This window comes from Paenibacillus sp. 1A_MP2 (assembly GCF_052244825.1).
Taxonomy (GTDB): domain Bacteria; phylum Bacillota; class Bacilli; order Paenibacillales; family Paenibacillaceae; genus Paenibacillus; species Paenibacillus vandeheii.
Genome location: NZ_JBQQCS010000001.1, coordinates 2,623,133 through 2,649,758, shown reverse-complemented (window position 1 = coordinate 2,649,758; position 26,626 = coordinate 2,623,133). Strand labels below are relative to the sequence as shown.

General features: G+C 47.8%; 19 protein-coding genes, 4 pseudogenes and 1 other annotated feature. Of the genes and pseudogenes, 2 read left to right on the top strand and 21 right to left on the bottom strand.

What is annotated here, in order from left to right; genetic code table 11:
- Nucleotides 1-58: 58 nt before the first annotated feature.
- The 5 genes and pseudogenes from carB to pyrR form a co-directional block, all read right to left on the bottom strand.
- Nucleotides 59-3,276, bottom strand: a pseudogene (carB, locus tag ACTWJ7_RS12930) (carbamoyl-phosphate synthase large subunit).
- 1 nt (nucleotide 3,277) lies between these two features.
- Nucleotides 3,278-4,420, bottom strand: a complete 1,143-nt coding sequence (gene carA, locus ACTWJ7_RS12925) for a glutamine-hydrolyzing carbamoyl-phosphate synthase small subunit (RefSeq protein ID WP_024631220.1) — start codon at nucleotides 4,418-4,420, stop codon at nucleotides 3,278-3,280.
- A gap of 396 nt (nucleotides 4,421-4,816) precedes the next feature.
- Nucleotides 4,817-6,121 carry a dihydroorotase gene (locus ACTWJ7_RS12920; protein ID WP_301877898.1) on the bottom strand — a complete coding sequence of 435 codons (1,305 nt, stop codon included), beginning with the start codon at nucleotides 6,119-6,121 and terminating at the stop codon, nucleotides 4,817-4,819.
- A 123-nt stretch (nucleotides 6,122-6,244) separates the two neighbouring features.
- The gene (locus tag ACTWJ7_RS12915) at nucleotides 6,245-7,156 is read right to left on the bottom strand and encodes an aspartate carbamoyltransferase catalytic subunit (RefSeq protein WP_301878419.1); all 912 of its coding nucleotides are present in this window, start codon (nucleotides 7,154-7,156) and stop codon (nucleotides 6,245-6,247) included.
- Nucleotides 7,110-7,717, bottom strand: a pseudogene (pyrR, locus tag ACTWJ7_RS12910) (bifunctional pyr operon transcriptional regulator/uracil phosphoribosyltransferase PyrR). The gene ACTWJ7_RS12915 and the pseudogene pyrR overlap by 47 nt, the downstream one beginning before the upstream one ends.
- Nucleotides 7,718-8,500: 783 nt before the next feature.
- Between pyrR and ACTWJ7_RS12905 the strand changes: the two are divergent.
- Nucleotides 8,501-11,176: a YhgE/Pip domain-containing protein gene (locus ACTWJ7_RS12905; RefSeq protein ID WP_301877899.1), complete on the top strand. Its 2,676-nt coding sequence runs from the start codon at nucleotides 8,501-8,503 to the stop codon at nucleotides 11,174-11,176.
- A 277-nt stretch (nucleotides 11,177-11,453) separates the two neighbouring features.
- On the opposite strand, the gene ACTWJ7_RS12900 is transcribed toward ACTWJ7_RS12905, so the two are convergent.
- From ACTWJ7_RS12900 to lspA, 9 genes and pseudogenes are all read right to left on the bottom strand, one after another.
- Complete coding sequence (locus ACTWJ7_RS12900; protein WP_443145508.1) at nucleotides 11,454-11,894, bottom strand: DUF6080 domain-containing protein; 441 nt, start codon at nucleotides 11,892-11,894, stop codon at nucleotides 11,454-11,456.
- Between the two features lie 40 nt (nucleotides 11,895-11,934).
- Complete coding sequence (locus ACTWJ7_RS12895) at nucleotides 11,935-12,630, bottom strand: hypothetical protein (RefSeq protein ID WP_443145507.1); 696 nt, start codon at nucleotides 12,628-12,630, stop codon at nucleotides 11,935-11,937.
- Between the two features lie 25 nt (nucleotides 12,631-12,655).
- The gene (locus tag ACTWJ7_RS12890; RefSeq protein ID WP_301877901.1) at nucleotides 12,656-12,976 is read right to left on the bottom strand and encodes an EamA family transporter; all 321 of its coding nucleotides are present in this window, start codon (nucleotides 12,974-12,976) and stop codon (nucleotides 12,656-12,658) included.
- Nucleotides 12,963-13,253: an EamA family transporter gene (locus ACTWJ7_RS12885; RefSeq protein WP_090810048.1), complete on the bottom strand. Its 291-nt coding sequence runs from the start codon at nucleotides 13,251-13,253 to the stop codon at nucleotides 12,963-12,965. Before ACTWJ7_RS12885 ends, ACTWJ7_RS12890 begins: the two co-directional genes overlap by 14 nt.
- Nucleotides 13,192-13,911 carry an HAD-IB family hydrolase gene (locus ACTWJ7_RS12880; protein WP_443145506.1) on the bottom strand — a complete coding sequence of 240 codons (720 nt, stop codon included), beginning with the start codon at nucleotides 13,909-13,911 and terminating at the stop codon, nucleotides 13,192-13,194. The genes ACTWJ7_RS12885 and ACTWJ7_RS12880 overlap by 62 nt, the downstream gene beginning before the upstream one ends.
- A 32-nt stretch (nucleotides 13,912-13,943) precedes the next feature.
- Nucleotides 13,944-14,858 carry a decaprenyl-phosphate phosphoribosyltransferase gene (locus tag ACTWJ7_RS12875; RefSeq protein ID WP_443145505.1) on the bottom strand — a complete coding sequence of 305 codons (915 nt, stop codon included), beginning with the start codon at nucleotides 14,856-14,858 and terminating at the stop codon, nucleotides 13,944-13,946.
- A 177-nt stretch (nucleotides 14,859-15,035) separates the two neighbouring features.
- Entirely contained in the window at nucleotides 15,036-16,289 is a 1,254-nt protein-coding gene (locus ACTWJ7_RS12870; RefSeq protein ID WP_024628397.1) for an LL-diaminopimelate aminotransferase, read from the bottom strand.
- Between the two features lie 109 nt (nucleotides 16,290-16,398).
- Nucleotides 16,399-17,382, bottom strand: a complete 984-nt coding sequence (locus ACTWJ7_RS12865; protein ID WP_301877902.1) for an RluA family pseudouridine synthase — start codon at nucleotides 17,380-17,382, stop codon at nucleotides 16,399-16,401.
- Nucleotides 17,375-17,868: pseudogene (gene lspA / locus ACTWJ7_RS12860) on the bottom strand (signal peptidase II). The gene ACTWJ7_RS12865 and the pseudogene lspA overlap by 8 nt, the downstream one beginning before the upstream one ends.
- Nucleotides 17,869-18,088: 220 nt before the next feature.
- On the opposite strand from lspA, the gene ACTWJ7_RS12855 reads away from it, so the two are divergent.
- On the top strand, nucleotides 18,089-18,826 hold the full coding sequence (locus tag ACTWJ7_RS12855) for a TraR/DksA C4-type zinc finger protein (protein ID WP_301877904.1): 738 nt from the start codon (nucleotides 18,089-18,091) through the stop codon (nucleotides 18,824-18,826).
- A 12-nt stretch (nucleotides 18,827-18,838) separates the two neighbouring features.
- On the opposite strand, the gene ACTWJ7_RS12850 is transcribed toward ACTWJ7_RS12855, so the two are convergent.
- From ACTWJ7_RS12850 to ACTWJ7_RS12820, 7 genes and pseudogenes are all read right to left on the bottom strand, one after another.
- On the bottom strand, nucleotides 18,839-19,192 hold the full coding sequence (locus ACTWJ7_RS12850) for a DUF5665 domain-containing protein (protein ID WP_024628401.1): 354 nt from the start codon (nucleotides 19,190-19,192) through the stop codon (nucleotides 18,839-18,841).
- A gap of 228 nt (nucleotides 19,193-19,420) precedes the next feature.
- Nucleotides 19,421-22,519, bottom strand: coding sequence for an isoleucine--tRNA ligase (ileS, locus tag ACTWJ7_RS12845; protein WP_079349779.1), 3,099 nt, complete (start codon nucleotides 22,517-22,519; stop codon nucleotides 19,421-19,423).
- Nucleotides 22,520-23,287: 768 nt separating this feature from the next.
- Nucleotides 23,288-23,579: a binding site (T-box leader), on the bottom strand.
- Between the two features lie 58 nt (nucleotides 23,580-23,637).
- Nucleotides 23,638-24,147: a DivIVA domain-containing protein gene (locus ACTWJ7_RS12840; protein WP_024628403.1), complete on the bottom strand. Its 510-nt coding sequence runs from the start codon at nucleotides 24,145-24,147 to the stop codon at nucleotides 23,638-23,640.
- Between the two features lie 241 nt (nucleotides 24,148-24,388).
- Nucleotides 24,389-25,170 (bottom strand): annotated as a pseudogene (locus ACTWJ7_RS12835) (YlmH family RNA-binding protein).
- A 16-nt stretch (nucleotides 25,171-25,186) separates the two neighbouring features.
- Nucleotides 25,187-25,456 carry a YggT family protein gene (locus tag ACTWJ7_RS12830; protein ID WP_024628405.1) on the bottom strand — a complete coding sequence of 90 codons (270 nt, stop codon included), beginning with the start codon at nucleotides 25,454-25,456 and terminating at the stop codon, nucleotides 25,187-25,189.
- A 7-nt stretch (nucleotides 25,457-25,463) separates the two neighbouring features.
- Nucleotides 25,464-25,931, bottom strand: a complete 468-nt coding sequence (locus ACTWJ7_RS12825) for a cell division protein SepF (protein WP_024628406.1) — start codon at nucleotides 25,929-25,931, stop codon at nucleotides 25,464-25,466.
- Complete coding sequence (locus ACTWJ7_RS12820) at nucleotides 25,922-26,623, bottom strand: YggS family pyridoxal phosphate-dependent enzyme (protein WP_079349608.1); 702 nt, start codon at nucleotides 26,621-26,623, stop codon at nucleotides 25,922-25,924. The genes ACTWJ7_RS12825 and ACTWJ7_RS12820 overlap by 10 nt, the downstream gene beginning before the upstream one ends.
- Nucleotides 26,624-26,626: the final 3 nt, after the last annotated feature.

Below are 26,626 nucleotides of genomic sequence, written 5' to 3'. Positions count from 1 at the left end.
GACATCCCGCCAGCCCGAAGGCTGACTGATGTCCTTGATCAGTGACAAATCGTCTTATTTATTGTACAAGAGCTGGCATAGCCTCAGAGGAGAAGTTGATCGTTTGCAGCATGATCAACAGGGCACGGATGGTATCCAGTGAAGTCATACATACAATGCCGTTCTCTACCGCCTCACGACGAATACGGAATCCGTCACGCTGCGGAGTTTTGCCTTTGGTTAGCGTGTTGAACACAAAGTTTGCTTCGCCGCTGCGAATCATATCGAGAATGTTTGGTGAACCTTCACTCAATTTGTTCACCGTCGTCACCGGAATGTTCGCTGCTTCGAGCGCAGCTGCCGTGCCTCCAGTAGCCATGATTTTGTATCCCAGTCTATAGAAACCTTCAAGCAGTGGAACAGCTTCCTCTTTGTCTTTATCCGCTACCGTTACCACGATTGCTCCGGTGGCCGGGATCTTCATGCCTGCACCGATGAGACCTTTGAACAACGCTTTGGCGTAATTCGGGTCACGCCCCATAACCTCACCTGTGGATTTCATCTCAGGTCCAAGCGTTGGCTCCACACGACGCAGCTTCGCGAAGGAGAAGACCGGAACTTTTACCGAAACATGATCCGACTCAGGCCACAGACCGTCTACATAACCGAGGTCTTTCAGCTTCACGCCCAGAATGGCTTGTGTTGCCAGGTTCGCCATCGGAATGTTGGTTACTTTGCTCAGGAAAGGAACTGTACGGGATGAACGCGGGTTCACCTCAATGATGTACACTTGGCCATCATGGATAACAAACTGGATATTAACCAAACCGATCGTTTTCAATTCTTTTGCAATCTTGATTGTAATCTCTACAATTTTCTCTTTCAGATCCTGGGACAGGTGCTGTGGCGGATATACCGCGATGGAGTCACCAGAGTGAACCCCTGCGCGCTCGATATGCTCCATGATACCCGGAATCAATACCGTTTCACCATCACAGATCGCGTCAACCTCAACCTCTTTACCCATCATGTAGCGGTCAATCAGAACCGGATGCTCCGGATTGATTTTAACCGCCTGTTCCATATATGTCAGCAATTCGGCATCGGAGTATACAATCTCCATCGCACGACCGCCGAGTACGTAGGAAGGACGAACCAGTACCGGGTAACCCAGGCTTTGAGCCGTTTCAACTGCATCATCTACCGAAATGACTGTTTTACCTTTTGGTTGTGCAATTTCCAGACGGGAGAGCAGACGCTCGAACTTCTTGCGATCCTCTGCCTCGTCAATGTTTTCCAGATCTGTTCCGAGAATTGTCACCCCAGCGGCACGCAGTGGTGCTGCCAGGTTAATTGCCGTTTGACCACCAAACTGTACGATAACACCTACAGGCTGTTCCTGTTCGATAACGTTCATTACATCTTCGAAGAACAGGGGTTCAAAGTACAATCGATCCGATGTATTAAAGTCGGTAGACACCGTCTCCGGGTTATTATTGATGATAACTGCTTCATAGCCTGCTTTTTGCAGAGCCCATACTGCGTGTACTGTCGAGTAGTCGAACTCAATCCCTTGACCGATCCGGATTGGACCGGAACCAAGTACGACGACTTTTTCTTATCTGAAGGAATGACTTCATTCTCAGTTTCGTAAGTGGAGTAGTAATATGGCGTTGTTGCTTCAAATTCAGCTGCGCACGTATCTACCATTTTGTAGACTGGGCGAAGGTTTTCCTCTTCACGGCGTGCTCTGACTTCAGCTTCTTTTGTCAACGTACCTCCTGGCTGTCCTTCAGCACGCAATTCAGCAATGGCACGGTCAGTGAAGCCCAGACGCTTCGCTTGATACAAGGTTTCGGAAGACAATTCGGATTCCTCTCGAATGCGATCTTCGAAGCCGACCAGCCCTTCGAGTTTATCCAGGAACCACCAATCAATTTTCGTCAGATCCTGAAGCTGTTGTAAGGTATACCCTCTGCGGAAGGCTTCAGCGATGAGGAAGATACGCTCATCGTCGGCTTTGACCAGACGCTCGTTCAGCGTTTCTTCATCAAGTGTTTCGGCATCTTTCAGATACAGACGGTGTACGCCGATTTCCAGGGAACGAACCGCTTTGTGAATCGACTCTTCGAATGTCCGGCCAATCGCCATAACTTCGCCTGTCGCTTTCATCTGTGTACCCAGTTTGCGGTTCGCCGAGATAAACTTGTCGAACGGCCAGCGTGGGATTTTGCTCACGATATAGTCCAGTGTTGGCTCAAAGCATGCATATGTTTGGCCCGTTACCGGGTTCACGATTTCGTCCAGTGTGTAACCCATGGCAATTTTGGCAGCCATCTTGGCAATCGGATAACCCGTTGCTTTGGAAGCCAGTGCCGAAGAGCGGCTTACCCGTGGGTTAACTTCGATAACATAGTATTGGAAGCTGTGCGGATCAAGTGCAAACTGTACGTTACAACCACCTTCGATGTTGAGGGCACGGATGATTTTCAGGGAAGCTGAGCGCAGCATTTGATATTCACGGTCAGACAGCGTTTGGCTTGGTGCCACAACGATACTGTCACCGGTATGAACACCTACCGGGTCAAAGTTTTCCATGTTGCAGACGACGATACAGTTATCGTTTTTGTCCCGCATAACCTCGTACTCGACTTCTTTCATACCTGCAATGCTCTTCTCAACCAAACATTGACCGATCGGGCTGTAACGAATACCTGCTACGACTGTCTCGCGCAGTTCTTCTTCGTTGGCACAGATCCCGCCGCCTGTTCCGCCAAGCGTGTAGGCTGGACGAACGATGATTGGATAACCAATCTCATTGGCAAAATCAAGTGATTCCTCAAGTGTTGTTACAATTACACTCTCAGGTACAGGCTGTTCCAGTTCACGCATCAGATCACGGAACAGATCACGGTCTTCCGCTTTCTCAATGGATGTGAGCTGTGTTCCGAGCAATTTGACATTCTCACGTTCAAGGACGCCGGCACGTGCCAGTTCCACCGCCATGTTCAGACCCGTTTGACCACCAAGAGTTGGCAGCAAACCGTCTGGACGTTCCTGACGAATAATTTGCGTTACAAAATCAAGTGTAATGGGCTCAATGTATACTTTGTCAGCCATGTTGGTATCTGTCATAATCGTAGCCGGGTTGCTGTTGATGAGTACAACTTCCACGCCTTCTTCTTTCAGTGCCTGGCATGCTTGTGTACCGGCATAGTCAAACTCGGCCGCTTGACCGATGACGATTGGACCTGAACCAATCACCAGGATTTTTTTGAGATCTTTGTTAATCGGCATGTTATTGTGCTCCTTTCACTGCGGCTGCCAATACGGCTTGACGCGGCTGTTGCGGGTGAGTAATCTTGTGCTCCCGAATCATCTCGATAAAGCGGTCGAACAGATAGCTGTTATCATACGGTCCTGGCGCTGCTTCCGGGTGGTACTGAACGGAAAACGCCGGGAATGTTTTATGTTTCAGACCTTCAATGGTCTTATCGTTATTGTTGATATGTGTCACTTCAAGCTCCGTATTTTTCACGGATTCTTCGTTTACGGTGTAACCGTGGTTCTGAGATGTGATGAAGCAACGTCCGCTCTCCAGTTCTTTAACCGGGTGGTTTCCACCGCGGTGACCAAACTTGAGTTTCTCTGTATCGGCTCCTGCCGCCAGTGCGAACAGTTGGTGACCCAGGCAGATTCCGAAGATCGGATATTCACCGAGCAGTTCACTGATCATTTTAACCGCGTGAGGTACGTCTTTCGGGTCTCCAGGGCCGTTGGACAGCTGAATTCCATCCGGGTTCATGCGGCGGATTTCGTCCGCTGTTACATCATGCGGAACTACGACAACGTCACAGTTCCGTTTGCTGAGTTCACGCAAAATCCCTGTTTTTGCACCGTAGTCAACCAATACAATGCGTTCAGCCGTTCCCGGGCTGTTGTAGACATGCTGAGTAGAAGTCATAGGAACTTGGTTACGCAGTTCAGCGATGCTGGTGTCTTCCATCATCTCCAGCAACTCTTCCACAGGTTTCGATCCTGTTGTGAGAATTCCTTTCATTGTACCGTGGTGACGAATCCGGCGAGTCAGCATCCGTGTATCAATTTCGCTGATCCCTACGATGCCATACTCTTTAAGCAAATCGTCTACGCTGTATTCCGCACGCCAGTTGCTTGGCGTTGGCTCATGACGGCGTACCACAAAACCGTGTACGAACGGACGAATCGACTCGAAGTCGTCACGCGTAATGCCGTAGTTACCAATCAGTGGATACGTCATGGTTACGATTTGACCACAATAAGAAGGATCCGAAAGCACTTCTTGATAGCCTGTAATTCCCGTATTAAAAACGACCTCACCTGTTGTTTCACCTTCAGCACCGAATGCTTTCCCGGTGAACAGTGTGCCGTCTTCCAACAATAATCTTGCCTGTGCCTGCATCCCATTTCACTCCTCTGTGTTTATCAACGTTGAATACTTTGAGTTGAACATGGGGGACGTTACGTTTGGTGCGGCTCCGTTGGCAGAAAACCCTTTGATCGCTGTTATCCCGGATTACTTTGATCCCATTCTTCAAATGGTGTAATCCGGTGATAAAGGCGAACGCTTTGCTTCTTCGGGTTCTTTCTGCCCACTCCACAGTTACGTTGGTGTCCATGTTCAAAAGCATTATTCAACTTTTCTTTGTTTCGTATATTGAACTCTCGGCATGATCTGCCTCGAGTTAGTCGTAAAGATGTTAATGGTGTATAGGTTGTAGATTAAGAGTTATTAAGAGTTATTAAGAGTTATTAAGAGCTTTTTGATGTAAAGTTTATTGATTTACTAAGTACTGATTTATTGTTGGACCGTGTTGTTCCACACGCTTTTGCCGTCCACCCATGTCTGTACTGGCCAGCCTTTCAGCTTCCAGCCTGTGAATGGTGTGTTTCTTCCTTTGGTAGCAAAAGCTGCCGGATCAACCACTTGTTCCTGATTCAGATCAATCATGGTGATGTCCGCAGGTGCTCCCTCTTCCAGCTTACCAGTATCCAGTCGGAATACCCGTGCCGGGTCAGCTGTCATGCGTTTGACGAGGAAGTCCAGGCTCCAGAGCCCTGTTTCCACAAACTTCGTGTACAGCAGCGGGAAGGCTGTTTCGAATCCGACGATACCGAACGGTGCCAGCTCCATGCCTTTTGCCTTCTCTTCTTCGCTGTGCGGCGCGTGATCGGTAACGATCATGTCCAGCGTTCCGTCCAGCAAACCTTCGATACAAGCCTGCACATCGCGTGGTGAGCGAAGAGGCGGGTTCATCTTCCAGTTGGCATCCATGCCCGGGATATCTTCATCGGACAATACCAGATGGTGCGGACATACCTCAGCAGTGACTTTAATGCCGATGGACTTCGCCAGACGAATCAGGCGAACCGATTGTTCCGTACTTACGTGGCAGACATGGTAGTGAACTCCCGTTGCTTCTGCAAGCAGGATATCACGGCCTACGTGGATAGCCTCGGATTCATTTGGGATACCTTTGATACCGTGACGCTTCGAAAACTCGCCTTCCGTCACATATCCACCGACTACCAATGAGTCGTCTTCGCAGTGAGCGATGACTGGCATATCCATGCTTGCTGCAAGGCTCATGGCATCTTTCATCATTTGAGCGTTTTGTACGCCTACACCATCATCCGTGAATCCAATCGCGCCCGCTTCTTTCAATGCGGCAAAATCCGTAAGTTCACGTCCAAGCTCGTTTTTCGTAATAGCTGCATAAGGCAGCACTTTAACCAGGTCGGCTTCTTTGGCTTTATCCAAAACCAACTTAACGACATCCGCATTGTCGGTTACCGGTCTTGTGTTTGGCATGCAGGCAATCGTTGTAAAACCGCCTTGCGCTGCCGAACGGGCACCTGTTTCGATCGTCTCTTTATGCTCGAATCCAGGTTCACGCAGATGCACGTGCATATCAATCAAACCGGGGATAACCAGTTTGCCTGAAGCATCGGTGACGTTATGCGCTGATTGCTCTGCTGTCAGTACCGCTTCATCTTCCACTCCAGCGATCTTTTGAATTTTTCCTTCATCTATAATGATCGTTTTCCGTTCAAGTTCCCCTTGTTGATTCAAGATGTTCGCGTTTTTTATAATCTGTAGCATAATTGCCCTCCGCTTCGATTCTGTCCGACTTGCCAGACAAGCCGGATGATTTTTATCGTGAACCCTCACATTGCTCTATAAGAACTTCCGTCCCGTCAGCCTATGACCCACAGCCAGACCCTGTTACAGTTTCATCGCGCGTTCCATGACCGCCATGCGGATCGGAACACCGTTAGTCATCTGCGGGAAGATCCGCGATGCTGCGCTCTCCACTACCGCGTCATCTACCTCGACATTGCGGTTCACAGGAGCAGGGTGCATGATAATGGTACTTGGTTTCAGGCGTGACGCCCGTTCTTCCGTCAATCCATAGTGTTCGCGATAATCCTCAGCCGAAGTAATCAGGCCGTGTTTATGACGTTCCAGTTGAACTCTTAGCATCATGACTACATCCGCATCGAGTGCTTCTTCCAGACCAACATAAGGCGCGTGTTCTGCGAGCTCCGGTGCCTGCATCGTTTGCGGCGAACAGAAGCGCACATCCGCACCAAACTTTTGCAGTGCCCACAGATTGGAGCGGGCTACCCGGCTGTGCAGGATGTCTCCGATGATCGACACACGCAAACCTTTCAGTTCACCAAATGCCTTCCGCATCGTGTAGAGATCCAGCAGCGCTTGTGTAGGATGCTCGTTATTCCCATCTCCGGCATTCACCAGTGGAACATTTACTTTCTGAGCCAGTTGTTGTAAAACACCCGATGGTTTCAAGCGGATTACCCCAGCGTCAATGCCCATGGACTCCAGTGTGCGTACCGTATCATAGATGGATTCACCTTTCTCCACACTTGATGCAGCCGCCGTGAAGTTCAGCACTTGTGCACCCAGACGTTTCTCAGCCATCTCAAACGAGAAGCGAGTGCGCGTGCTGTTCTCGAAGAACATGTTGGCTACAAAGTGCGATTCCAGTACTGGAACCAGCTTCTCCTTCTGGGCTTCCCAGTGTGCTGCTCTGTTCAGAATGGATTCGATCTCATCACGACTAAGTTCCTTAAGGCCAAGCAAGCTCCGGTCCTTCAATGCAGGTTGTGTAATCATCATGCCTGTTCCCCCGGTTCTGAATGATTTTGACCTCGTCCGTTCCGTCCGTTTCGATGAGTGCAACCTCGATCTCCTCTGATTTGGAAGTCGGTACATTCTTGCCGATAAAATCAGGTCGAATCGGAAGTTCCCGGTGTCCACGATCCGCGAGAACTGCCAGCTGAATGTTCTGTGGTCTTCCACAGTCCATCAGGGCATCCATCGCTGCGCGAATCGTCCGTCCGGTATAGAGCACATCATCGAACAAAATCACTTTTTTGTTATGAATCGAAAGTGATTCAGGGGTCATCGTCAACAGTTCCTTGCGATTCGCTTTATTTTCATCCAAGCGATCATCGCGATAAGGGGTCACATCGAGCTCTCCCAAGGGATCGGTGTACCTTCGATTTCTTCAATCTTGGCGGCAATCCGTTCTGCTAGGTATACACCCCGTGTTCGAATACCGATCAGTACACAGCCCTCAATGCCTTTGTTTTTTTCCAAAATCTCATGGGCAATCCGTGTTAATGCGCGGCGGATCGCGGTTTCATCCATAATGACATGTGTCTCTGTGCTCATGCGTTCAGCCTCCTCAGGATTTACCTTTCAGATCATGGCCCCGTGACGAGGAGAACAAAAAGACTCCTTGCCGTGTTTATTGGCAAGGAGTCTCCGAACTTCAGACCGCTCTGAAGAAAGTTTACTCTCGGGATGCATCGCTTCATTTGCCGCAGCAAAAAAACGATGTATCGTTCACGTTACCTTGCCAGTCTCACGGGACTGATTTAAAGGTGCTATTCATGTCGTTCATATTGCAGGACCTCACAGGGTTCTGTATTCAATATGTCCGTTTATCTTCATGAATTATGACAGAAAGACAACTCCCTGTCAACACCTCAACATCACAGGCGAAATTCCTCTACTGTATTCCTATTAGAATCAGCAGTTCGGCTGAAAAACATCCAAACACATCACATCTCATTCGTTATTCATAATTATACAATAAAACTGTATATTTATCCATAAGAAATTAAGGAGAATATTACCGCCAAAATAATCCTCCGACTATTTTCAACGTGGAGACAGAGCCCTCCCTTTTAAAACATTCGGTGAGTTTAGCCTTAACTGCCTTAAGTTTTAATAACATATTTAATGTAATCCATATCTTCAAATTCTAGAGTTCAACGTCCAGAAACACGGAATACATAAAGGCTCTGCATTAGTACGCTGTGAAATGGGTAAAGTTTATAAACATGAAACAATTCATTGAAGCTGCAATAAAGCCGATATACATAAGGATTTACAAATATGCGACATAGAAATAAGATAAGATCTACATTTATTTACATTTAGGAGGAAGTTATGCGTCACATTTGGCACATTTACAAAACAGACTGGTTACATATTTTGAAGGTTCCCACAGGTATATTTCTAATTGTGGCTATTATTTTACTGCCGGGAGTGTATGACTGGGTTAACGTAAAATCTGTCTGGGACCCGTACAGTAACACCCAAGGGATCAAAATTGCGGTGACAACCGAGGACAAAGGTGCGACTGTTGCGGGAACCAGCGTCAATATCGGGGACGAACTGGTATCCAGCCTGAAACAGAATGAAAAACTGGGATGGACTTTTGTCAATCAGGCTGAGGCTGAACGGGGTGTGCAAACCGGAGAGTATTATGCAAGCCTACTCGTTCCCGAGGACTTTTCATCCAAAATTACAGGCATTGTTGACGGGAAGCTGGAGCGCCCAGAGGTAATCTATACCGTTAATGAGAAGGTTAATGCCATTGCTCCAAAAATCACAGGCTCCGGTGTATCTGCGATAACAACACAAATCAATGAAAATTTTACTGAAGCCGTCAGTCAGGCTGTTCTAACCAAGTTGAAGGAAGCCGGAGTTGAAATCAATGCCCAGCTTCCAACTTTGCGCAAGATGGAGAATGGCATTTTCACGCTGGAGAAAAATCTTCCGGCTATACAGTCCGCAGGTCAAAAGGTACTGGAAGTGGAAAAAGCCATGCCTGGTATTGTCAAAGATGCTCAAAAGATCGTCGAAATCGAAAAAAAACTGCCCGAAATTAATGAAGCCGCACAGTATGTGCTCAAGGTGCAGGAGTATTGGCCACAAATTAATGATGCGGCATCCGAGGTGTTGGCTATTCAGGGACGGATTCCCGATATTCAAAAAGCCGTAGAACGTATTCGGGAAGTGGATGCAAACTTTGGTCAGGTATCAGGTGTGATTCAAACGGCCCTGGACAAAACCGACAAAGCTCTGTCTATCGTAACCGCCGCAGAGCAAGATCTGGACAAAGTATCCCAAATCGCTGGTAACGGGATTGAGCTGGCCGAAGGCTTGAATAAGTTTGTAGATTCCAGTGAAGAAGCGTTTCAGGCTATAGGCCCGGCGATCCGGCAAAACCTGCTGCTGGTGCAGCAAATCGCAAACGCTGCAGGAGATGTATTTGGGCAACTGCAAAATACGGATCTTAACAAGCTGCCGACACCAGAAGATCTGGACCGGATCGCTGCCCGCTTGGGGATTGCGGTAAAACTCGTTGACAGTATGGCGGAATTACTCAGCAAAATCAACAATTTGCTTCCTAGCCATCCACTGAGCGATAAAATAACGCAACTGAACACCATTTCTGATAAACTTCAGCTGCAAATCCGCCTGGCTGGGATCATCAGTGATGCGATGCGTCGCAATACAACTCCGCCTGCAGACGTCATCGCTCAGTTAAATGCCCTCTCCAAGGACATTAGCAGCGGCATTGGCAATATCCTGAACACCTACGATAGCGAAATATCACCTGCACTTGCGGCTGGTGCGGATAAACTCAGGTCTATCCTCTCCACTTCAGCAGATGCACTACAGGGGGCCAGAGATCGAATTCCGGATATTAAGGACATTCTTGCGTCAGCCAAAGAAGGGATTACGTTTGGGCAGACCGAGTTGACGAAAATCCAGAGCGAACTGCCTCAGATACAATCTAAGATCCATGAAATATCGGAGACACTCGCGAACAAAAGTGAAGGCTTTATCCAAGCTTTGAACACGGTGTCTTCATTAATTCGGAACGATCTGCCCAAGCTGGGAATCAAGCTGAACGAAGCAGCTGATTTTGTTCGGAACGATCTGCCTAATGCCGAGAAACAGATCGGCAAGGCATCCGATTTTGTACAGAACCAGCTGCCAGAGGTCGAAAAAGGAGTACATCGTGTTGCCACGCTTGTACGTGATGACCTGCCCGCATTGGAAAGTGCTATCAGCAAGGCTGCAGACAAGCTTAGGGAAGTGGAAGGCAATAACCAGTTTGCCGAACTCGCCAAGCTTTTGCGCGGAGACATTGAAGAAGAAAGTGCTTTCCTTGCAAGTCCAGTACAAATCAAGGAACAGCAGCTTTACCCGATTCCGAATTATGGATCGGCCATGTCACCATTTTATGGCGTGCTGTCCTTGTGGGTCGGTTCAACGCTGCTGATTTCCCTGCTTCGTGCCGAAGCTGAAAATCCAGAAGGCAAGTTCAGGGGATATGAGTTGTATCTCGGACGTCTTGGTACTTTTCTGACCATCGGATTGCTTCAAGCGGTATGTGTCAGCCTGGGAGACATCCTGATTCTCGGAACATACGTCGCAGATAAGCTGTGGTTTGTCCTGTTTGCCATGCTGGTGAGTGCCGTGTTTGTCACCATAACGTACACCCTGCTGTCCGTTTTTGGGAATATCGGCAAAGGGATCGCCATCATCTTCATGGTGTTCCAGTTCTCCAGCTCGGGCGGTACATTCCCGATCAGCATGACATCGCCCTTTTTCCAGGCATTGAATCCGTTCATGCCCTTCACGTATGCGATCAGTCTGCTGCGTGAGTCGGTCGGCGGCATCTTGTGGTCGACGGCCATCAAGGATATTCTGTGGTTATGCATGTTCATCGCACTGAGTCTCATTGTTGCCCTCGCTTTGAAACGTCCACTCAGCAGTCTCACCAAACGTTCAGCCGAGAATGCCAAGAAGACCAAAATTATTGCTTAAATCGTCCGAGCGACCCTCTGTGTCATGAATGCAGAGGGTCTTTTGTTTTTAAACCAACCTGCACATACCGAATGAATCATGCTCAAAGAGACAAGACCATTGGACTGTAAATCCAATGGCCTTGTCTCTTTGTATAGAATAATTAAAATGTCTGATTATTTCACTGTACGTTCCTGTTCCAATTGAACATAGGACTGCTTAATCGTTGTTAATGTTTCTACATGACGATAGGTATTGTTGACTGCAGTAACGAGAATACATAGCATAATCAAGCCTATTAACACTTTTTTCCCCAGCCCCTGACGAAGACCGATGACAAAGCCCCACCGAGGAGGAAAAACGCAAACAGATAGTGTCCTGCGTACAGGTACATATCGTATTGAAATACCGCCAGCCCGAAACCAACAACGATATGAAGTACAAATGCAAACAGAATGTATGGCGCAAGAGTCCACACTTCCCGTTCACGGATGCCCTTAATAAACCCAGTGAGCGCTAGCAACAGGATAAAAATCCCCGTGAGCTGCACATAGATCGGATTGGAACGGGACAGGTCCGTTACAAACGCTACCATGCCCGGGTCCAGCAAATGAACTTTCGGTGACAGCATCGGATTAATCGTTAGCAAGCTTAGAGCCTTCCAATGAACTGCGAACTGGAATGGAGTGGCATAGCTTGTTCCCCATTTTGAATACCGAGCAACCAATTGCTGACCCAACTGCGACCGCCAAACGCGATGTACTGAATCCCTGTCAATACTACGATGAAAGCAACGGCCAGCGCCATGATTCCGATATACTTTTCCAACCCGACTTGTTACGCCACGTCCGCAAATTGAAAAACATGGCGGCCGCAAATGGTACAATGTTGGTCGACGTCAATCCGAAGTTGATGGATGCCAGCAGCGCATTCGGGATGTAACGGACATCTTTGCGTTCACGGGTGTATTGCATGTACAGCACAGAGAACAGGATAACAAACTGTACATACGGATAGGAGTCCGGAATCAATGCAGTAAACATCAGATAGGAGCTAAAACCGAATAATAAAGCGAAAAGTAACGGTGTCGTGCTTTGTTTATCTTTTTGATTCAAGAACAGAAATACCAGCACAACCGAGCCCGCATTCACAAGCGACTGCAGGATAAGAAAGAACCAATTTCCGCCCAGTAATTGAGCACCTGCTTCAAGCGTCACCGCCAGAAATGAAATTAACGGATGAATAACCGAAGAACTGTTGGCTCCATAATACATGGAAGGATCAAAGTTAAATAAATTAAGTGGGAACTGCGCCGTACTAAATGGCGTGTATGACCCTAGAAGCTCTGCGTGATCTGCAATGTACGTCACGTAAGGGCCATTCATCAGACCGTAAAAAAGAGCAAAACCTGCAAACAGGCAAAATGCCGTCCGATTGGTTCTGCGATTAACAAATATGTAGTCCAAAAATCTCATGCGTTCACATCCAGTTTCAATTATTCTAGAAAACCAATAAACACAACCCGCCCATAATACAAGTGACACCTATCCAACGCAAAGGACCCACGTTCTCCTTAAATGCCAACCGCGCAATAACGAGCGTCCACACATACGTTAACGCATTGGCAGGCAGTACAACCGTTAATGGAAGAAATTTTAACAATACAATGTTCAGCAGCGCACCTGTACCATAGAATCCAAGCCCTATTAGAACATGCAGCTTTTTGCGGCTGGTGGCGTAGGCTTTCAGACCCGCTCCTCCCATCGCTCCACACAGGGTCATTGCGATCAGTACAGCAATCATCCAGCTATCGATCAACACTGGTCAATGTCACCCCGATTCCAAGCAGCACGACAGCCGCCAGCTTCTGCACCGTAATTTCTTCTCCTAGCAAAAAATATCCATAGATCAGCGCAAACACGTAGCTGGCACACATCAAAGGATAGGCTACAGACAGTTTTTCCAAAGCAAACGCCTTGATCATCAAAATGGCACCCAGTCCATAACAAAGAAAGCCGATGCCCAAATAGATCCACTCAGTCAGACCCCACTTCCAGAACAGTTGGCCCGTCGCTGTAAGAAAGGCGGAGACCAACATCAATAGCTTGCCTGTATGGCGCCCTTTTATCTCCCCACGACAATGCCTCCATCTCTGGCACGCGCTTGTTAATAAAGTATCGCTGACTTACCAACTGCATCACTGGAAGATCGGATAAGGAGTCGGAATAGGAGCAGGACTGATCATAATCAATCACCATCTTTTTCTCATCCAGATAGGCCTGAATTCGGCGAACCTTCTCATCCCCTTTGCAATTGCTGCCTTCGATCCTACAGGTATAGCCATTCGGGTGACGAACCAGATCGGTACCTATGACATGATCCACCCAAGGGAAGTTTTTAAAATATTTCATATAGGCATGCGGAGATGCAGTCACCAGTAATACGTGGTAACCGGCTTCCTTACGATGCTGCATCTCTACACTTGCCTCCGCAAAAATGGCAGTACGGAGTCGCGTATCAAAAAAATGCTCCAGATCTTCTTCGGACATGCGCTCAATGCTCTTGAAATAGGAACGTTTAACACGTTCAACGCTCATCAGACCTGCCTTGAACAGCGCGGTATGAAATGCAATGACAGGCAATCTCCATACCTGCCACGGGTAACGCCGAACGCCGTAATGTACAAACTGAAACATGGAATCTCTGCGTATAATCGTTTTATCAATATCAAAGATGGCGACTTTCGTGCTTTTCACCCTGATCCCCTCTACCTTCCAGACTCTAACTTTTATTCAAAAATAGCAAAAATCAAAATAACACTGATGACATACAAAATGACCGTGATTAAGATAGGCTTGTCCTCAAATAGAACTCGATCTGGCGAACCACCCTGGTTCTTCATATGAATTAAATACAGATAGCGGAACATGCCGTATATGACCAATGGAATCGTCCACATTAAATGAATGGTGCGATCGGATGTGAACGTAAAAAGCGAATAGCTGATAATGGTCGCGGTTGTGACAATGGTATTAAACTGATCCAATAACGTAATTGAATAGTTATCCAGAACTTTACGGTGCGAACCAGTATTTCCCTCAAGCAGGGTAAGTTCATTCCTCCGTTTGCCAATAGCCAGGAACAAGGACAGCAGCATTGTACAAATGAGGAACCACGGCGTAAATGGCACATGAATCAGCACGCCACCCGCAATCGCACGAAGCACAAATCCAGCCGCAATAGTCATCATATCCAAAATAACGAGATGTTTCAGCACAAATGAATACGACACATTCAATAGGAAATAAACAATACATAACACTCCGAATAACGGGTTTATCACAAAGGCTGTCCCGACGGAAAGAATCAGCAGCAGAACTCCGAATACCAAAGCGTGAGCCGGGTTGACCTGTCCAGAAGCAAGGGGACGGAACATCTTCACCGGATGCTGACGATCTCTGTCGCGATCTACATAATCGTTTAAAATATAAACGCAGCCTGCAACCAGGCTAAATAAAATAAAACCTAACAAAGTCGATAGAATGGTCTCCGTCCGAATTTCCTCAAAAGAGAAAAGCAGTGCGGCAAACAATAGCAAATTTTTGGTCCATTGTTTCGGCCTCAACAGTTTAAGCAAACCTGAAAAGGTACTACCTGTTCCTGCAGCAGGTGTGGACACGGTATTGGTACGAGATGATAACAATTTCCATAACTCCCTTCAAAAGCAACTTCTGACTAAATACATAACGTAAAGATTTAATCATATGTTGCTTGTATAATTTTGTAAAGGGATTACAGGAAGAATTTATAATTTTTTGCATAAAAAAGAGACCGTTTCCGGTCTCTTTTAGCTACATCATTATGATGATGTGAACTTAAATTAAAATTCGAATTGCACGTCGCTCAGGCGGCGTTTAATTTCAGCGATAACACGTTTCTCTTCTTCTTCCCCTTTAGCTTCAAAGGTAACGGAGAAACGAACAAAGTTACCGGCATCATCCCAAGGTACCGAAGAGATCAGTTTCTCACGGATCAGGAACTGGGAGAAGTCTTCGCCGGATTCAAAGCGGCGGCCACCCACAATCCCTTTTGGCGCTTCAACATACAGGAAGAAGGAACCTTTAGGTTTCTCAGCCTGGAAGCCCAGCTCGTTCAGTGCAGCTACCAGCAGGTCATGACGACGGGAATATTTCTCCGCGATTTTTTCCGTGATTTCCGGATGGTTCAATCCATAGGCTGCAGCCTTCTGGATCGCGATGAACTGACCGGAGTCATTGTTGTCTTTTACGTCGCTGAATGCTTTTACAACAAGCGGGTTACCTGCTACAAAACCAATTCTCCAGCCTGTCATGTTGTAGGACTTGGACAAGGAGTGAAGCTCTACGCCAACATCCTTCGCACCAGGTACGGACAGGAAGCTGAACGGTTTTTTGCCGTCATATGTCAGTGCTGCGTATGGAGCATCATGCACAACGACAACGCTGTATTTCTTCGCCCATTCAACCACTTCCGTAAAGAACTCCACCGTTGCACTCGCACCCGTTGGGTTATTCGGATAGTTCAGATAGAGCAACTTCGCACGTTTTGCGATATCTTCCGGAATGGCCGTCAGGTCAGGCAGGAAGTTGTTCTCCTTGGTCAATTGAATGTTGAATACTTCCCCACCCAGGTATTTGGTGTGTGTACCCATAACCGGATATCCTGGCACCGTCATGATCGTTACATCACCTGGATTGATGAAGCAGGAAGGCATCATAGCCAAAGCCGGCTTGGAACCGATGGAATGCACGATCTCAGTTGATGGGTCAATACCCTCTACATTAAATACATTTTTCAGGTAAGCAGCAGCCGCTTCCTTGAATTCCGGAATACCGTTATCCGCATAACCACGGTTTTCTGGTTTGGAGGCTTGCTCCGCCAATGCAGCTACGATGCCTGCATCTGCCATCTCGTCCGGTTCACCTACGCCGAGGTCAATCAGTTCTACATTAGGAAAATCTTTTTTAGCCGAAGCTTTGGCACGTTTGATTTTCTCGAATTTATAAATGTTGGTGTCTTTACCATAGTTGGAGCCGCCAATACGGTCGGCAAAATTAGTCTGAATGTACGTTTCCTGATATTTATCGATACTCATGATTTTGTTCATCTCCTCATTTGACGCAAATTTCTACACTTTAATATGAAGCATTTGCGCGTTCAAAACCATGGACAAATTATCCGAACATTTGTACTTTCTCGAGCTGTCAGCGACTACGTAGTGAGGCCAGAACATCTTCCATATCCTGCGGAAGCGGCGCTGTAAACTCAAGGTATTCTCCGGTCGTTGGATGTACAAAACCGAGAATCGCAGCATGCAGAGCCTGTCCCTGCATTTTGATCCCTTTATTACGACCATACGTCGGATCTCCAACAAGCGGATGACCAATGAACTTCATGTGAACACGAATCTGGTGGGTACGCCCTGTCTCCAGTTTCAGTTCCAATAACGTGTAGTCATTGATGCGCTCCGTGACAGTAAAATGCGTGACCGCATGTTTACTGTTCCGCTCTGTAACGGTGTACATTTTGCGATCATTGGTATCTCGACCAATCGGTGCATCAATCGTACCCTGATCGTGACTAAGATGCCCATGAACGAGTGCAATATATCGTCTATTCACACTATGCTCTTTGAGCTGAGCGGCCAACGAGGCATGAGCACGATCATTTTTGGCAGCCATAATCAGACCTGAGGTGTCCTTATCAATCCGATGCACAATACCGGGACGTAACTCGCCGTTAATGCCTGAGAGATCTTTACAGTGATACATCAGTGCATTAACAAGTGTTCCCGACGTATGCCCTGGTGCTGGATGTACAACCAGGCCACGCTGTTTGTTAATAACGATCAAATCACTGTCTTCATATACCACTTCAAGCGGAATGTCTTCAGCAATAATCTCCACAGTCGTCGGCTCAGGAATCAGAAGCTCTATCAGATCACCTTCAGATAATTTGGCGTTGGCTTTAACTTTAGCCCCATTCACCGTTACGAACCCGTCTCCGATCCACAATTGAACTTGAGAGCGCGATACGTTATCCATGGATTCTGTAATATATTTGTCAATTCGTTCCCTATTATGTTCTGCGGCAACCGTCCATTCCATACGATCATTGCCATTCAAGAGTTCATCGTCATGCGTTGACGTATCTCCGTTAATTTGTTCTTCATTTTGCGATTTACTCATGATGTTCATTCCCTTCGACCTTTGCGGCAGCTTTCTCGCGCCGTCCTTCAAGCAGCGTTTCCACAATAATCAGTACCACACCGATACAGATCGCCGAATCGGCTATGTTGAAAATGGGAAACGTGTAGCTTCCAAAATTAAGCTGGATAAAATCGACAACCTCTCCGGTCAGAGCCCGATCCAGGAAGTTACCAATGGCTCCCCCAGCACCAAACTAAGCGCCACGGGCAGCAATTTGTGCGGAGTATCTTTCACCTTTTGCAAATACCAAACCAAAGCCACCACGACTACAAGCGTAACCACAATAAAGAACCAGCGTTGATCCTGCAAAATACCAAAGGCTGCACCTGAGTTGCGATGTGATGTGATGACAAAAAAATTGCCAATCACCGGAATTTCATCTCTAAGTTCCATCCGGGTTGCAATTAGGAACTTCGTTCCCTGATCGACTAAAAATACGATAAAAGCGAGGATATAATACACCACGTTTGTTTGTCACTCCGTTCTTGTCTTTTCCAAACGATACCAGGCTTAACGCCAGACTTGTTCATTGTAGCACAGCTGTTTGGAAATCGTCCACGACGCGGTACGCCGCAGTCCGGATGGCAAAAACGATAACATTTGCCTTCTGTAATTCTGCACGAAATGGTACATCCTACAACAGAGACAAAAACCGGAGTCCACACGGAACAGAAAGGGGAAAACGATGTCACATTTCACTGCCAAACAACTGCAATTGTTACGTTCCCAACTGATAACCGAAAAGCGTGATATTGAACATAGACTGGAGCAAAACGAACATTATGGTCTTGGTGACTCCATGAAACTCCAGACAGGTGAATTATCACCGATTGATAACCATCCAGGTGATATCGCTACCGAATTGTATGAACGCGAAAAGGATATTTCGCTGCTGGAGCATGATGAATTTCAACTGGAGCGCATTGATTCTGCTCTGCATTCCATCAATGAAGGCCATTATGGGATTTGTGCCGTGTGTCAGCAGCCCATCTCTTATGAACGCATGCAAGCTGTTCCTTACACCAAGTACTGCAAAAAGCATCAACCCGAAACCGTTGTCTCCGAAAATCGTCCTGTCGAGGAAGAATTCCTCGCTCCGGCCTTTGGCCGCACAAGCCTGGATGAACGGGATGACCAGAACGGCTTCGACGGCGAAGATGCGTGGCAGATTGTTGAAAGTTGGGGTACCTCCAACACGCCATCCATGGCTGAGGGACGGGACATCGACAGTTATGATGTTATGGCGATTGAAGCCACAGACGAAGTCGAGGGATGCGTTGAAGCATATGAGAGCTTTGTCGCCACCGATATCTACGGTCATGATGTGTCCATCGTGCGCAATCGGCAATATCGACAGTATCTGGAGAACCGTGAAGGCGAAGGACTGTTAGAACCGGATTTCGATTCGGACGATTCGTATTGATCACTTGACTGACTAATATGTGTTCAACTCCAGCTGTCGTTGCACAATTCGCACAATATCTGCAATGTAATCACCTACAATGGGCAGATTAAGAGCCCCAAGAACCTGTAACACATAAATGATCGTGGCTGCAAAAAAGGTAAACCCGATTGCAATCCCCACGCCGCGTGCTGCTCCGGACAACAGATTAAGTCCAATCAGCTTCCATGGCCGGTTCAGCAATTCTGTGTACTGCGCGATCCGCGAACGTTCGAGCTCATTGGCGAGCCGGTTGGTGAGCGTATGAAGTTCTTCAATTTTGTCCTCTGCATTCTTGGAATGCGTGGATTCTGAATTCAATGGTGATCGGCTATCCTGTTCGTTCATAATTTACTCAGTTCCTTTGATGTATATAGAGTGTCTGCACAATAGAAATCATTGCCCATTTGCTGAAAAACCAAACGAGCCAGGACACAGGATTCTTCTCCTGCATCTGAGGCTCGTTGGCATTTCTGTCTCTATATACTGTCCTATTTGAAATAGAGTTACTCTGTCTCCGTTAAAGTCTGACAAAGTATCCTTTCTCCAGGACCGCCTTACGTGAAAATTACTGTATTACCCCTCGATATATACACCGATGGCTTTGCCTCCGGCTTCAATTCGTTGCATCGAATCATTTGTTCCGAAGGTTACTTCGGTAACGAGCACATTCTCACGCAGCACATGATCAAAGGCCTGAATCGCTGCTTGAAGAGCAGCGTCCACATCCAGCGTCAAACGAACTCTTTTCTCAATTGGCAGATCCAGCTTCTTCCGTGTATCTTGAACTGCACGAATGACTTCACGGACCCAGCCTTCTTGTTCGAGTTCTGCTGTGATCTCCGTATTGAGAGCTACCGTCAGACCATAGCCGGATGCCGAGGCAAAACCGGATTTGGCTTGTTTCTCCACCAGCAATTCTTCACCCGTCACTTGCAGCTCCTCACCTTCCGGAGAAACGACGTTTAGCACATCCTCTGCTACCACTTTACGAGTCTCATCCGCTGACATTCCCTTGAAGAAGTTCTGCAGGAAGCCTACGTTTTTACCGTATTTTTTGCCTGCTACTTTCAGATTCAGCTTCAAAGTGAAATCAACGAAGTCCGCATCATCATGCTCGGTACGAATACTTTTGACATTGATCTCATCCTTGATGATCTCTTCATAACTTGCCAGATTGAAACCTTTATCCAGAGAAACGATCAGTTCGGACAACGGTTGACGTGTCTTGATGCCTGTTTCGTTACGAACGTTACGGGCAAGTTCAACGATTCGGCGAGCTGTCTCCATATCCTGCTCCAGATCCAAATCAATCAGCGCTTCATTGGCAACCGGATAATCATCCATGTGCACACTCTCACCAGTAGTCAGATTCAGATAGATATCTTCTGCAAGCATTGGTGTGAACGGAGCCACGAGCTTGGCTGTAGTTACCAGCACTTCAGTCAATGTACGGTAGGCATCCAGTTTGTCTTCTGTCAATCCGCTGCCCCAGAAACGGTCACGGGAACGACGGATGTACCAGTTACTGAGCTCATCCACAAATGCTTCAATAGCTTTGGAAGAGTTCAAGTAGTCGTTAACAGCCAGCGCTTTTTCTACAACGAGAATCAGGCTATTCAGTCTTGACAAGATCCAGCGATCCAGGTTGTGTGAAGACAGCTTGAACGGATGCTCTTGTGGATCAAATCCATCAATCGTAGCATAGAGCGTCAGGAATGCATGAGTGTTGACCAGCGTATCCACCATTTTGGATTTCGCTTCGCCCACGATACCTTTGGAGAAACGCTTGCTGTTCCATGGTGCGCTGTCAGACAGCAAAGCCCAGCGGAATGCATCTGTACCGTATTCTTCAATCACTTCCCATGGATCGATAACGTTGCCTTTTGATTTGGACATCTTCTGTCCATTCTCATCAAGAACGTGTCCTGTTGCCATAACTGCTTTGTAAGGCGCTTTGCCTGTCAAAAGTGTAGATACGGCCAGCAAGCTGTAGAACCACCCGCGCGTTTGGTCAATTCCCTCACAGATCATATCTGCCGGATATTGCTGTTCGAATGTTTCTTTATTTTCAAATGGATAGTGCTGCTGGGCAAACGGCATGGAGCCGCTGTCGAACCAGACATCGATCACTTCCGGTGTACGTTTCATTTCATATTTGCCACAAGAGCTCATGACTTTGACGTCATCTACATACGGCTTATGCAGCTCCAGATTCTCTGGCACGTCGCCAATAGCACGAGCACGCAGTTCAGCGATGCTATGCGGGGCGAATTGTTCACCTGTCTCTTCACACACCCAGATGTTCAGTGGCGTTCCCCAATAGCGGTCACGGCTGATATTCCAGTCTACGAGATCTTCAAGGAACTTGCCAAAGCGACCATCACGAACGTGACCTGGATACCAGTCTACTTCACTGTTATTGGCGATCAGTTGATCCTTGATTGCTGTTGTTTGGATAAACCAGCTGTCCATAGCATAGTACAGAAGAGGTGTATCACAACGCCAGCAGAACGGATAGCTGTGCTCATATTTTTCTTTGCTGAATAAACGTCCTTTTTCCGACAGGTATCTAACGATATCAATATCGCAATCCTTCACAAAACGTCCGGCAAAATCAGTTACCTGCGGCACAAACTTGCCTTCCAGGTCCACCATGTTCACAAAACTGATGCCATTCTCACGACATACACGATAGTCATCTTCACCATGAGCAGGTGCCATGTGTACAATCCCTGTACCACTTGCATCGGTTACAAATCCAGCGCCCAGGATGATGTTTGCTTTCTCAGCCTGCACGTAGTTGAACGGAGGATTATACGTTTTACCAACCAGATCGGACCCTTTCAGGGAACCGATAACTTCATATTCACCTTTGGCGTCCTTCATAACCTTTTCAACCAGATTGGTCGCCATGATATACACTTCGTTTTCCTGACGAACACGGGAGTAATCCATATCCGGGTTCACGGCCAGCGCAACGTGTGATGGCAATGTCCAAGGCGTCGTTGTCCAGGCAAGCACAAATTCGCCGCTGTCATCCAGCTTGAATTTGGCCGTAGCACTGAGGTCCTTGACGTCCTTGTACCCTTGCGCTACCTCATGGGAGCTAAGTGTCGTCTGACAAGAAGGACAGTACGGACTCACACGGTGACCACGGTACAGCAGGCCTTTTTCATGAATCGTCGCCAGAATGTTCCACACACTTTCGATGTAATTGTTGTCGAGTGTGATATACGGATTATTCATGTCCGTCCAGTAGCCGATCCCTTCCGTCAGATCACGCCATTGTTGCTCGTATTCGAACACACTCGCTTTACATTCGTTAATGAATTTCTCCACGCCGTAATCTTCGATTTCCCACTTGTGGGAGATCCCCAGCTTTTTCTGAACACCCAGTTCTACAGGCAGACCATGCGTATCCCAGCCTGCTTTACGAACGACGCGATAACCCTTCATGGTGTTATAACGTCCCACGAAATCTTTGATGACCCGTCCGAGTACGTGACCGATATGCGGTTTACCGTTGGCCGTTGGCGGTCCCTCGTAAAATACGAAGTTCGGCTTGCCTTCCCGGTTTTCGATGGATCTTTTGAATGTATTCTCGGTTTTCCATTTGTTTAACACGCGTAGTTCTCTGGCGCGTGCTTTCTCTTTGACGTCAACTCGTTGCATAATTATCTTCCTTTCAACTGTGTTAGATTGTGGACCGTCCACAAAAAGCGTTTCAATCCCCCTAAATCCCCCTTACCAAGGGGGACCCCATAGGCGCTCCGCCCTCTGGACACCCGGGATGGGTTGTCTTTGGCGGGACTGCGGTGGCGTTTGAGAAGGTGTATATGTTGGAGTCGGCCCTTTTGCGGCTGTCCCCTCCGGGAACGCCGCCGGGCCTTACTACGTAGGGGAGCTGCCGGACGCTTCGCTCCTCCGGCGAGTGGCTCTCTCCTTGAGGTCCCTTCGGGCCTCATGGACGTTCGCCTTGGTGGAGCCCGGCTGCCGGACGCTTCGCTCCTCCGGCGAGTGGCTCTCTCCTTGAGGTCCCTTCGGGCCTCATGGGCGTTCGCCTTGGTGAGGGCCCGGCTGCCGGACGCTTCGCTCTTCCGGCGATGGGCTCTCTCCTTGAGGTCCCTTCGGGCCTCATGGGCGTTCGCCTTGGTGAGGGCCCGGCTGCCGGACGCTTCGCTCTTCCGGCGATGGGCTCTCTCCTTGAGGTCCCTTCGGGCCTCATGGGCGTTCGCCTTGGTGAGGCCCCTGCCGGACGCTTCGCTCCTCCGGCGAGTTGGCTCTCTCCTTGAGGCACCTTCGGGCCTCATGGGCGTTCGCCTTGGTGGAGCCCGGTTGCCGGACGCTTCGCTCCTCCGGCGAGTGGCTCTCTCCTTGAGGTCCCTTCGGGCCTCATGGGCGTTCGCTGCTTTTTTTGGACACAAAAAAACCTCATCCCTGGAAAGGGACGAGGTTATACTCGCGTTACCACCCTAATTCTGTTCATCACAAACCACATCCAATATAAATTGGGTATGCTCTGTCATCAACAGCGCTTATGCCCCGCTTCACTACAGCAGGGTGCCGATATAACGTTCGGCTCACGGTTTCGCTTACACACGGCAACTAATTCACCGCTTCAGCGTCACTTCTCCGGGGAGATATTCGGCTATAACTCATCCATTGGCTTGCACCAAACGCCAACTCTCTGAGGGATGAGATCATAACGTACTGAACCCGTCATGGAATCACTATTCATTATGAATATAGTTATAGCCTCTTTACAGGTAAAAGTCAACCAGGCGGATAGACTAATAAATTTCCTTCATTTCCCGCTCACGGTCACGGACTTCCTGTTCCCGGCTCTCCAGCGCTTCCCAACCATCCTGAGTCAGCAGTTCGAGCTGTGCTTCCACAAGTGTACGGAAACGGGCACGGTAGATGGACGCCTGCTTTTTCAGCTCTTCGACTTCCAAAGCAATTTTGCGTGATTTAGACAATGATTCGTTTATGATCCGGTCCGCATTTTTCTCGGCTTCCTTCACGATCAACTGTGCTTCTTTTTTCGCATTGTTCTTCACATCATCCGCAGCTTCCTGCGCAATGATAATCGTTTTGCTCAGCGTCTCTTCAATCGTTGCAAAATGATCAAGCTTCTCCTGTACGGACAGCAACTGATTGCTCAGCTCTTTGTTTTCGCGAATGACGCCTTCGTAATCTTTGATGACTTGATCCAGGAATTCATTGACCTCATCCTCGTCATACCCGCGCAAGCGTCGGGAAAATTCCTTGTTGTGTATGTCCAGCGGCGTTAATGGCATGCTGTCCACCTCCTGTAAAAGTTCCTTCCCGGACGAGAAGGTTTGCAGCATATGGGTTCCACCCAAGGGGCCGTATATGAGATGCCCAATTCTGGCAACTAATACGGAATGCAGGATCAGACTCTGATCCTTTAGCGATCATATCAACCTTTGCACTTTAATGTATATCGGAAACACCGAATGTTTTTTGCACCTTTACCTTAAACATTTCGACAAGAAAGCGGGTTTTCCTGCAACACACTTAGGCAAATTTGCCGATTTTTACGCGACAGCGTCCCTTTTGGTCAACCCATCCTGTTCCAGCACCTTGAATCGACCAAAACCTTGAATGGAAACCACGTCGCCAGCTTTTAGTGATTTGGACGGGTCTTCCTCCACTTTCCAATTCACACGACAGCGACCAGCCTTGATCGGGACCAGAACTTTACTGCGACTAAGCCGATACACATCTGCACAGATGCCATCCAAACGCAGGGAAGCCACGGTAATATCCATCGTCTCCAGTTTACTTTGGGACCATTTCAGCTGATCCAATGGCAGTAGCTCTGTAAACACATGTACCCGGTGCACCTGGTTCAATTGAAGCGATAAAAAAGCGCCGGTTTCCGACGCCACCACCGTATGGCACCCGTCCTCCAGCACTTGAATATCACCGATCTTGCCACGTTTCATGCCAAGCCCGAGCAGGGCACCCATATAGTCCCCATGCTCCAGCTCTTTAATCTTCTGATCGTCAGACGTAATGCTCATCACCTGCATACCCATATCTTCATCGTCCAGATACCGATAATCCGGTGCAATCAGCGCACGCTTACGTTCAGCTGTTTCATAACCACCATCCAGACGAATCTGTACATCATCTCGACGGTTAACAAGTGTTTGTAAAATAAAGGCCTGTCTGGGATCAAGAAAGTCAGTTAGCTTCATGTCATGAAACTTGCCTGCACGTTCAACCCAGTCTGAGGCTTTATCCACAAAATCCCGCTCGTCATGACTAAAATGCTCGTAAATTTCACCGCTCATCTATGTTCACCCTACCCTAATATACAAAGTATCGGAGGATGGAGATCAGCCCATTAAGCGCAAGTTGCAGAACGATTAACGCCACAATCGGTGAAATATCCAACATACCGAACAAAGGCGGAATAAATCGACGGAAAGGTCTTAGGTATGGTTCCACCAACTTACCTAGCCATTCACCGATGAAGCTTTCCCGTGCGTTGGGAAGCCATGACATCAATATGTAGACAATGACCATGTAAAAATAAATCTGGTATAGCGTGTACAATACAACTTCAACCTGTTGCAAAAGTGGCTCACCTCATTCTGTTATAATCTTGCTCGCTGTCAGCCAGTATTTCCGTAATTGCTCCCTGAATTTCAACCGTATCTGGCGTACAGAGAAAAATGTTGCCACCAATTTTTGAAATACCGCCGCCCAGTGCATATACTGTGCCACTCAAGAAATCAATGACGCGCAGTGCCTGATCCTGACGCACTCGCTGCAGGTTAACCACAACTGTCCGATGGGAGCGCAGATGGTCAGCGATCTCCTGTGCTTCGTCATAAGAACGCGGTTCATAAAGGACGACTTTAACATTTTTCTGGGAATGAATGCTCACCACATTATTCCCCCTTTGGTTTCTACGTTTATCGAGACTTGAGGTTTCAGCTTCCTGTTGATCAGGATCATGTTCCTCTTGTGCCGCCATACGCTCACGTTCCACAATTTCTTCCTCTTCCTGTAGCCCGAGGAAATTCATAAACTTATTCATTACGCCCATTGTGAACCCTCCTCTTTTCCTACGAGAATCGATCCAAGCCGAACCCAGGTTGCCCCTTCTTCAATCGCCACTTCAAAATCATTGGACATGCCCATAGACAACTCGGTTAATGGCTCTGCCGTCAGAGCTTGTCCATTCAAATGGTCTCTAAGCTCGCGCAGTCCGCGAAATACAGGACGTGTAAGCTCCGGATCTTCCTCATGGGGTGCCATGGTCATCAGACCGATGACCTTCAGGTTGTTGAACGAACTGATTTCACGTAAAAAAGAACTCACCTGTTCAGGCTGCAAGCCATACTTGCTTTCTTCACCCGAAATATTCACCTGCAATAGTGTTTCCACTTGGATGCCAAGAGACGCCGCCTTTTTATCCAACTCCTTGGCCAGGGACAAACGATCCAGTGAATGTATGTAACGGAATTTACCGATGACGTCCTTCACCTTATTCGTCTGTAAATGACCGATAAAATGCCAGGTACCTTGCTGACCGAATGCTTCAAATTTCGCTTGTGCATCCTGCCAGCGGTTTTCGCCAATATGCTCAAGACCGTGGTCCAGCACAGCTCCCGTTGTTTCAAGTGAGACGTATTTCGTGACAGCAATCACATTCACATCTTCACGTTGACGGCCACTGCGCTGACACGCGGCTTCGATCTTCTGATTTACCAGTTGTATACGCTCCTCCAATGACACAGA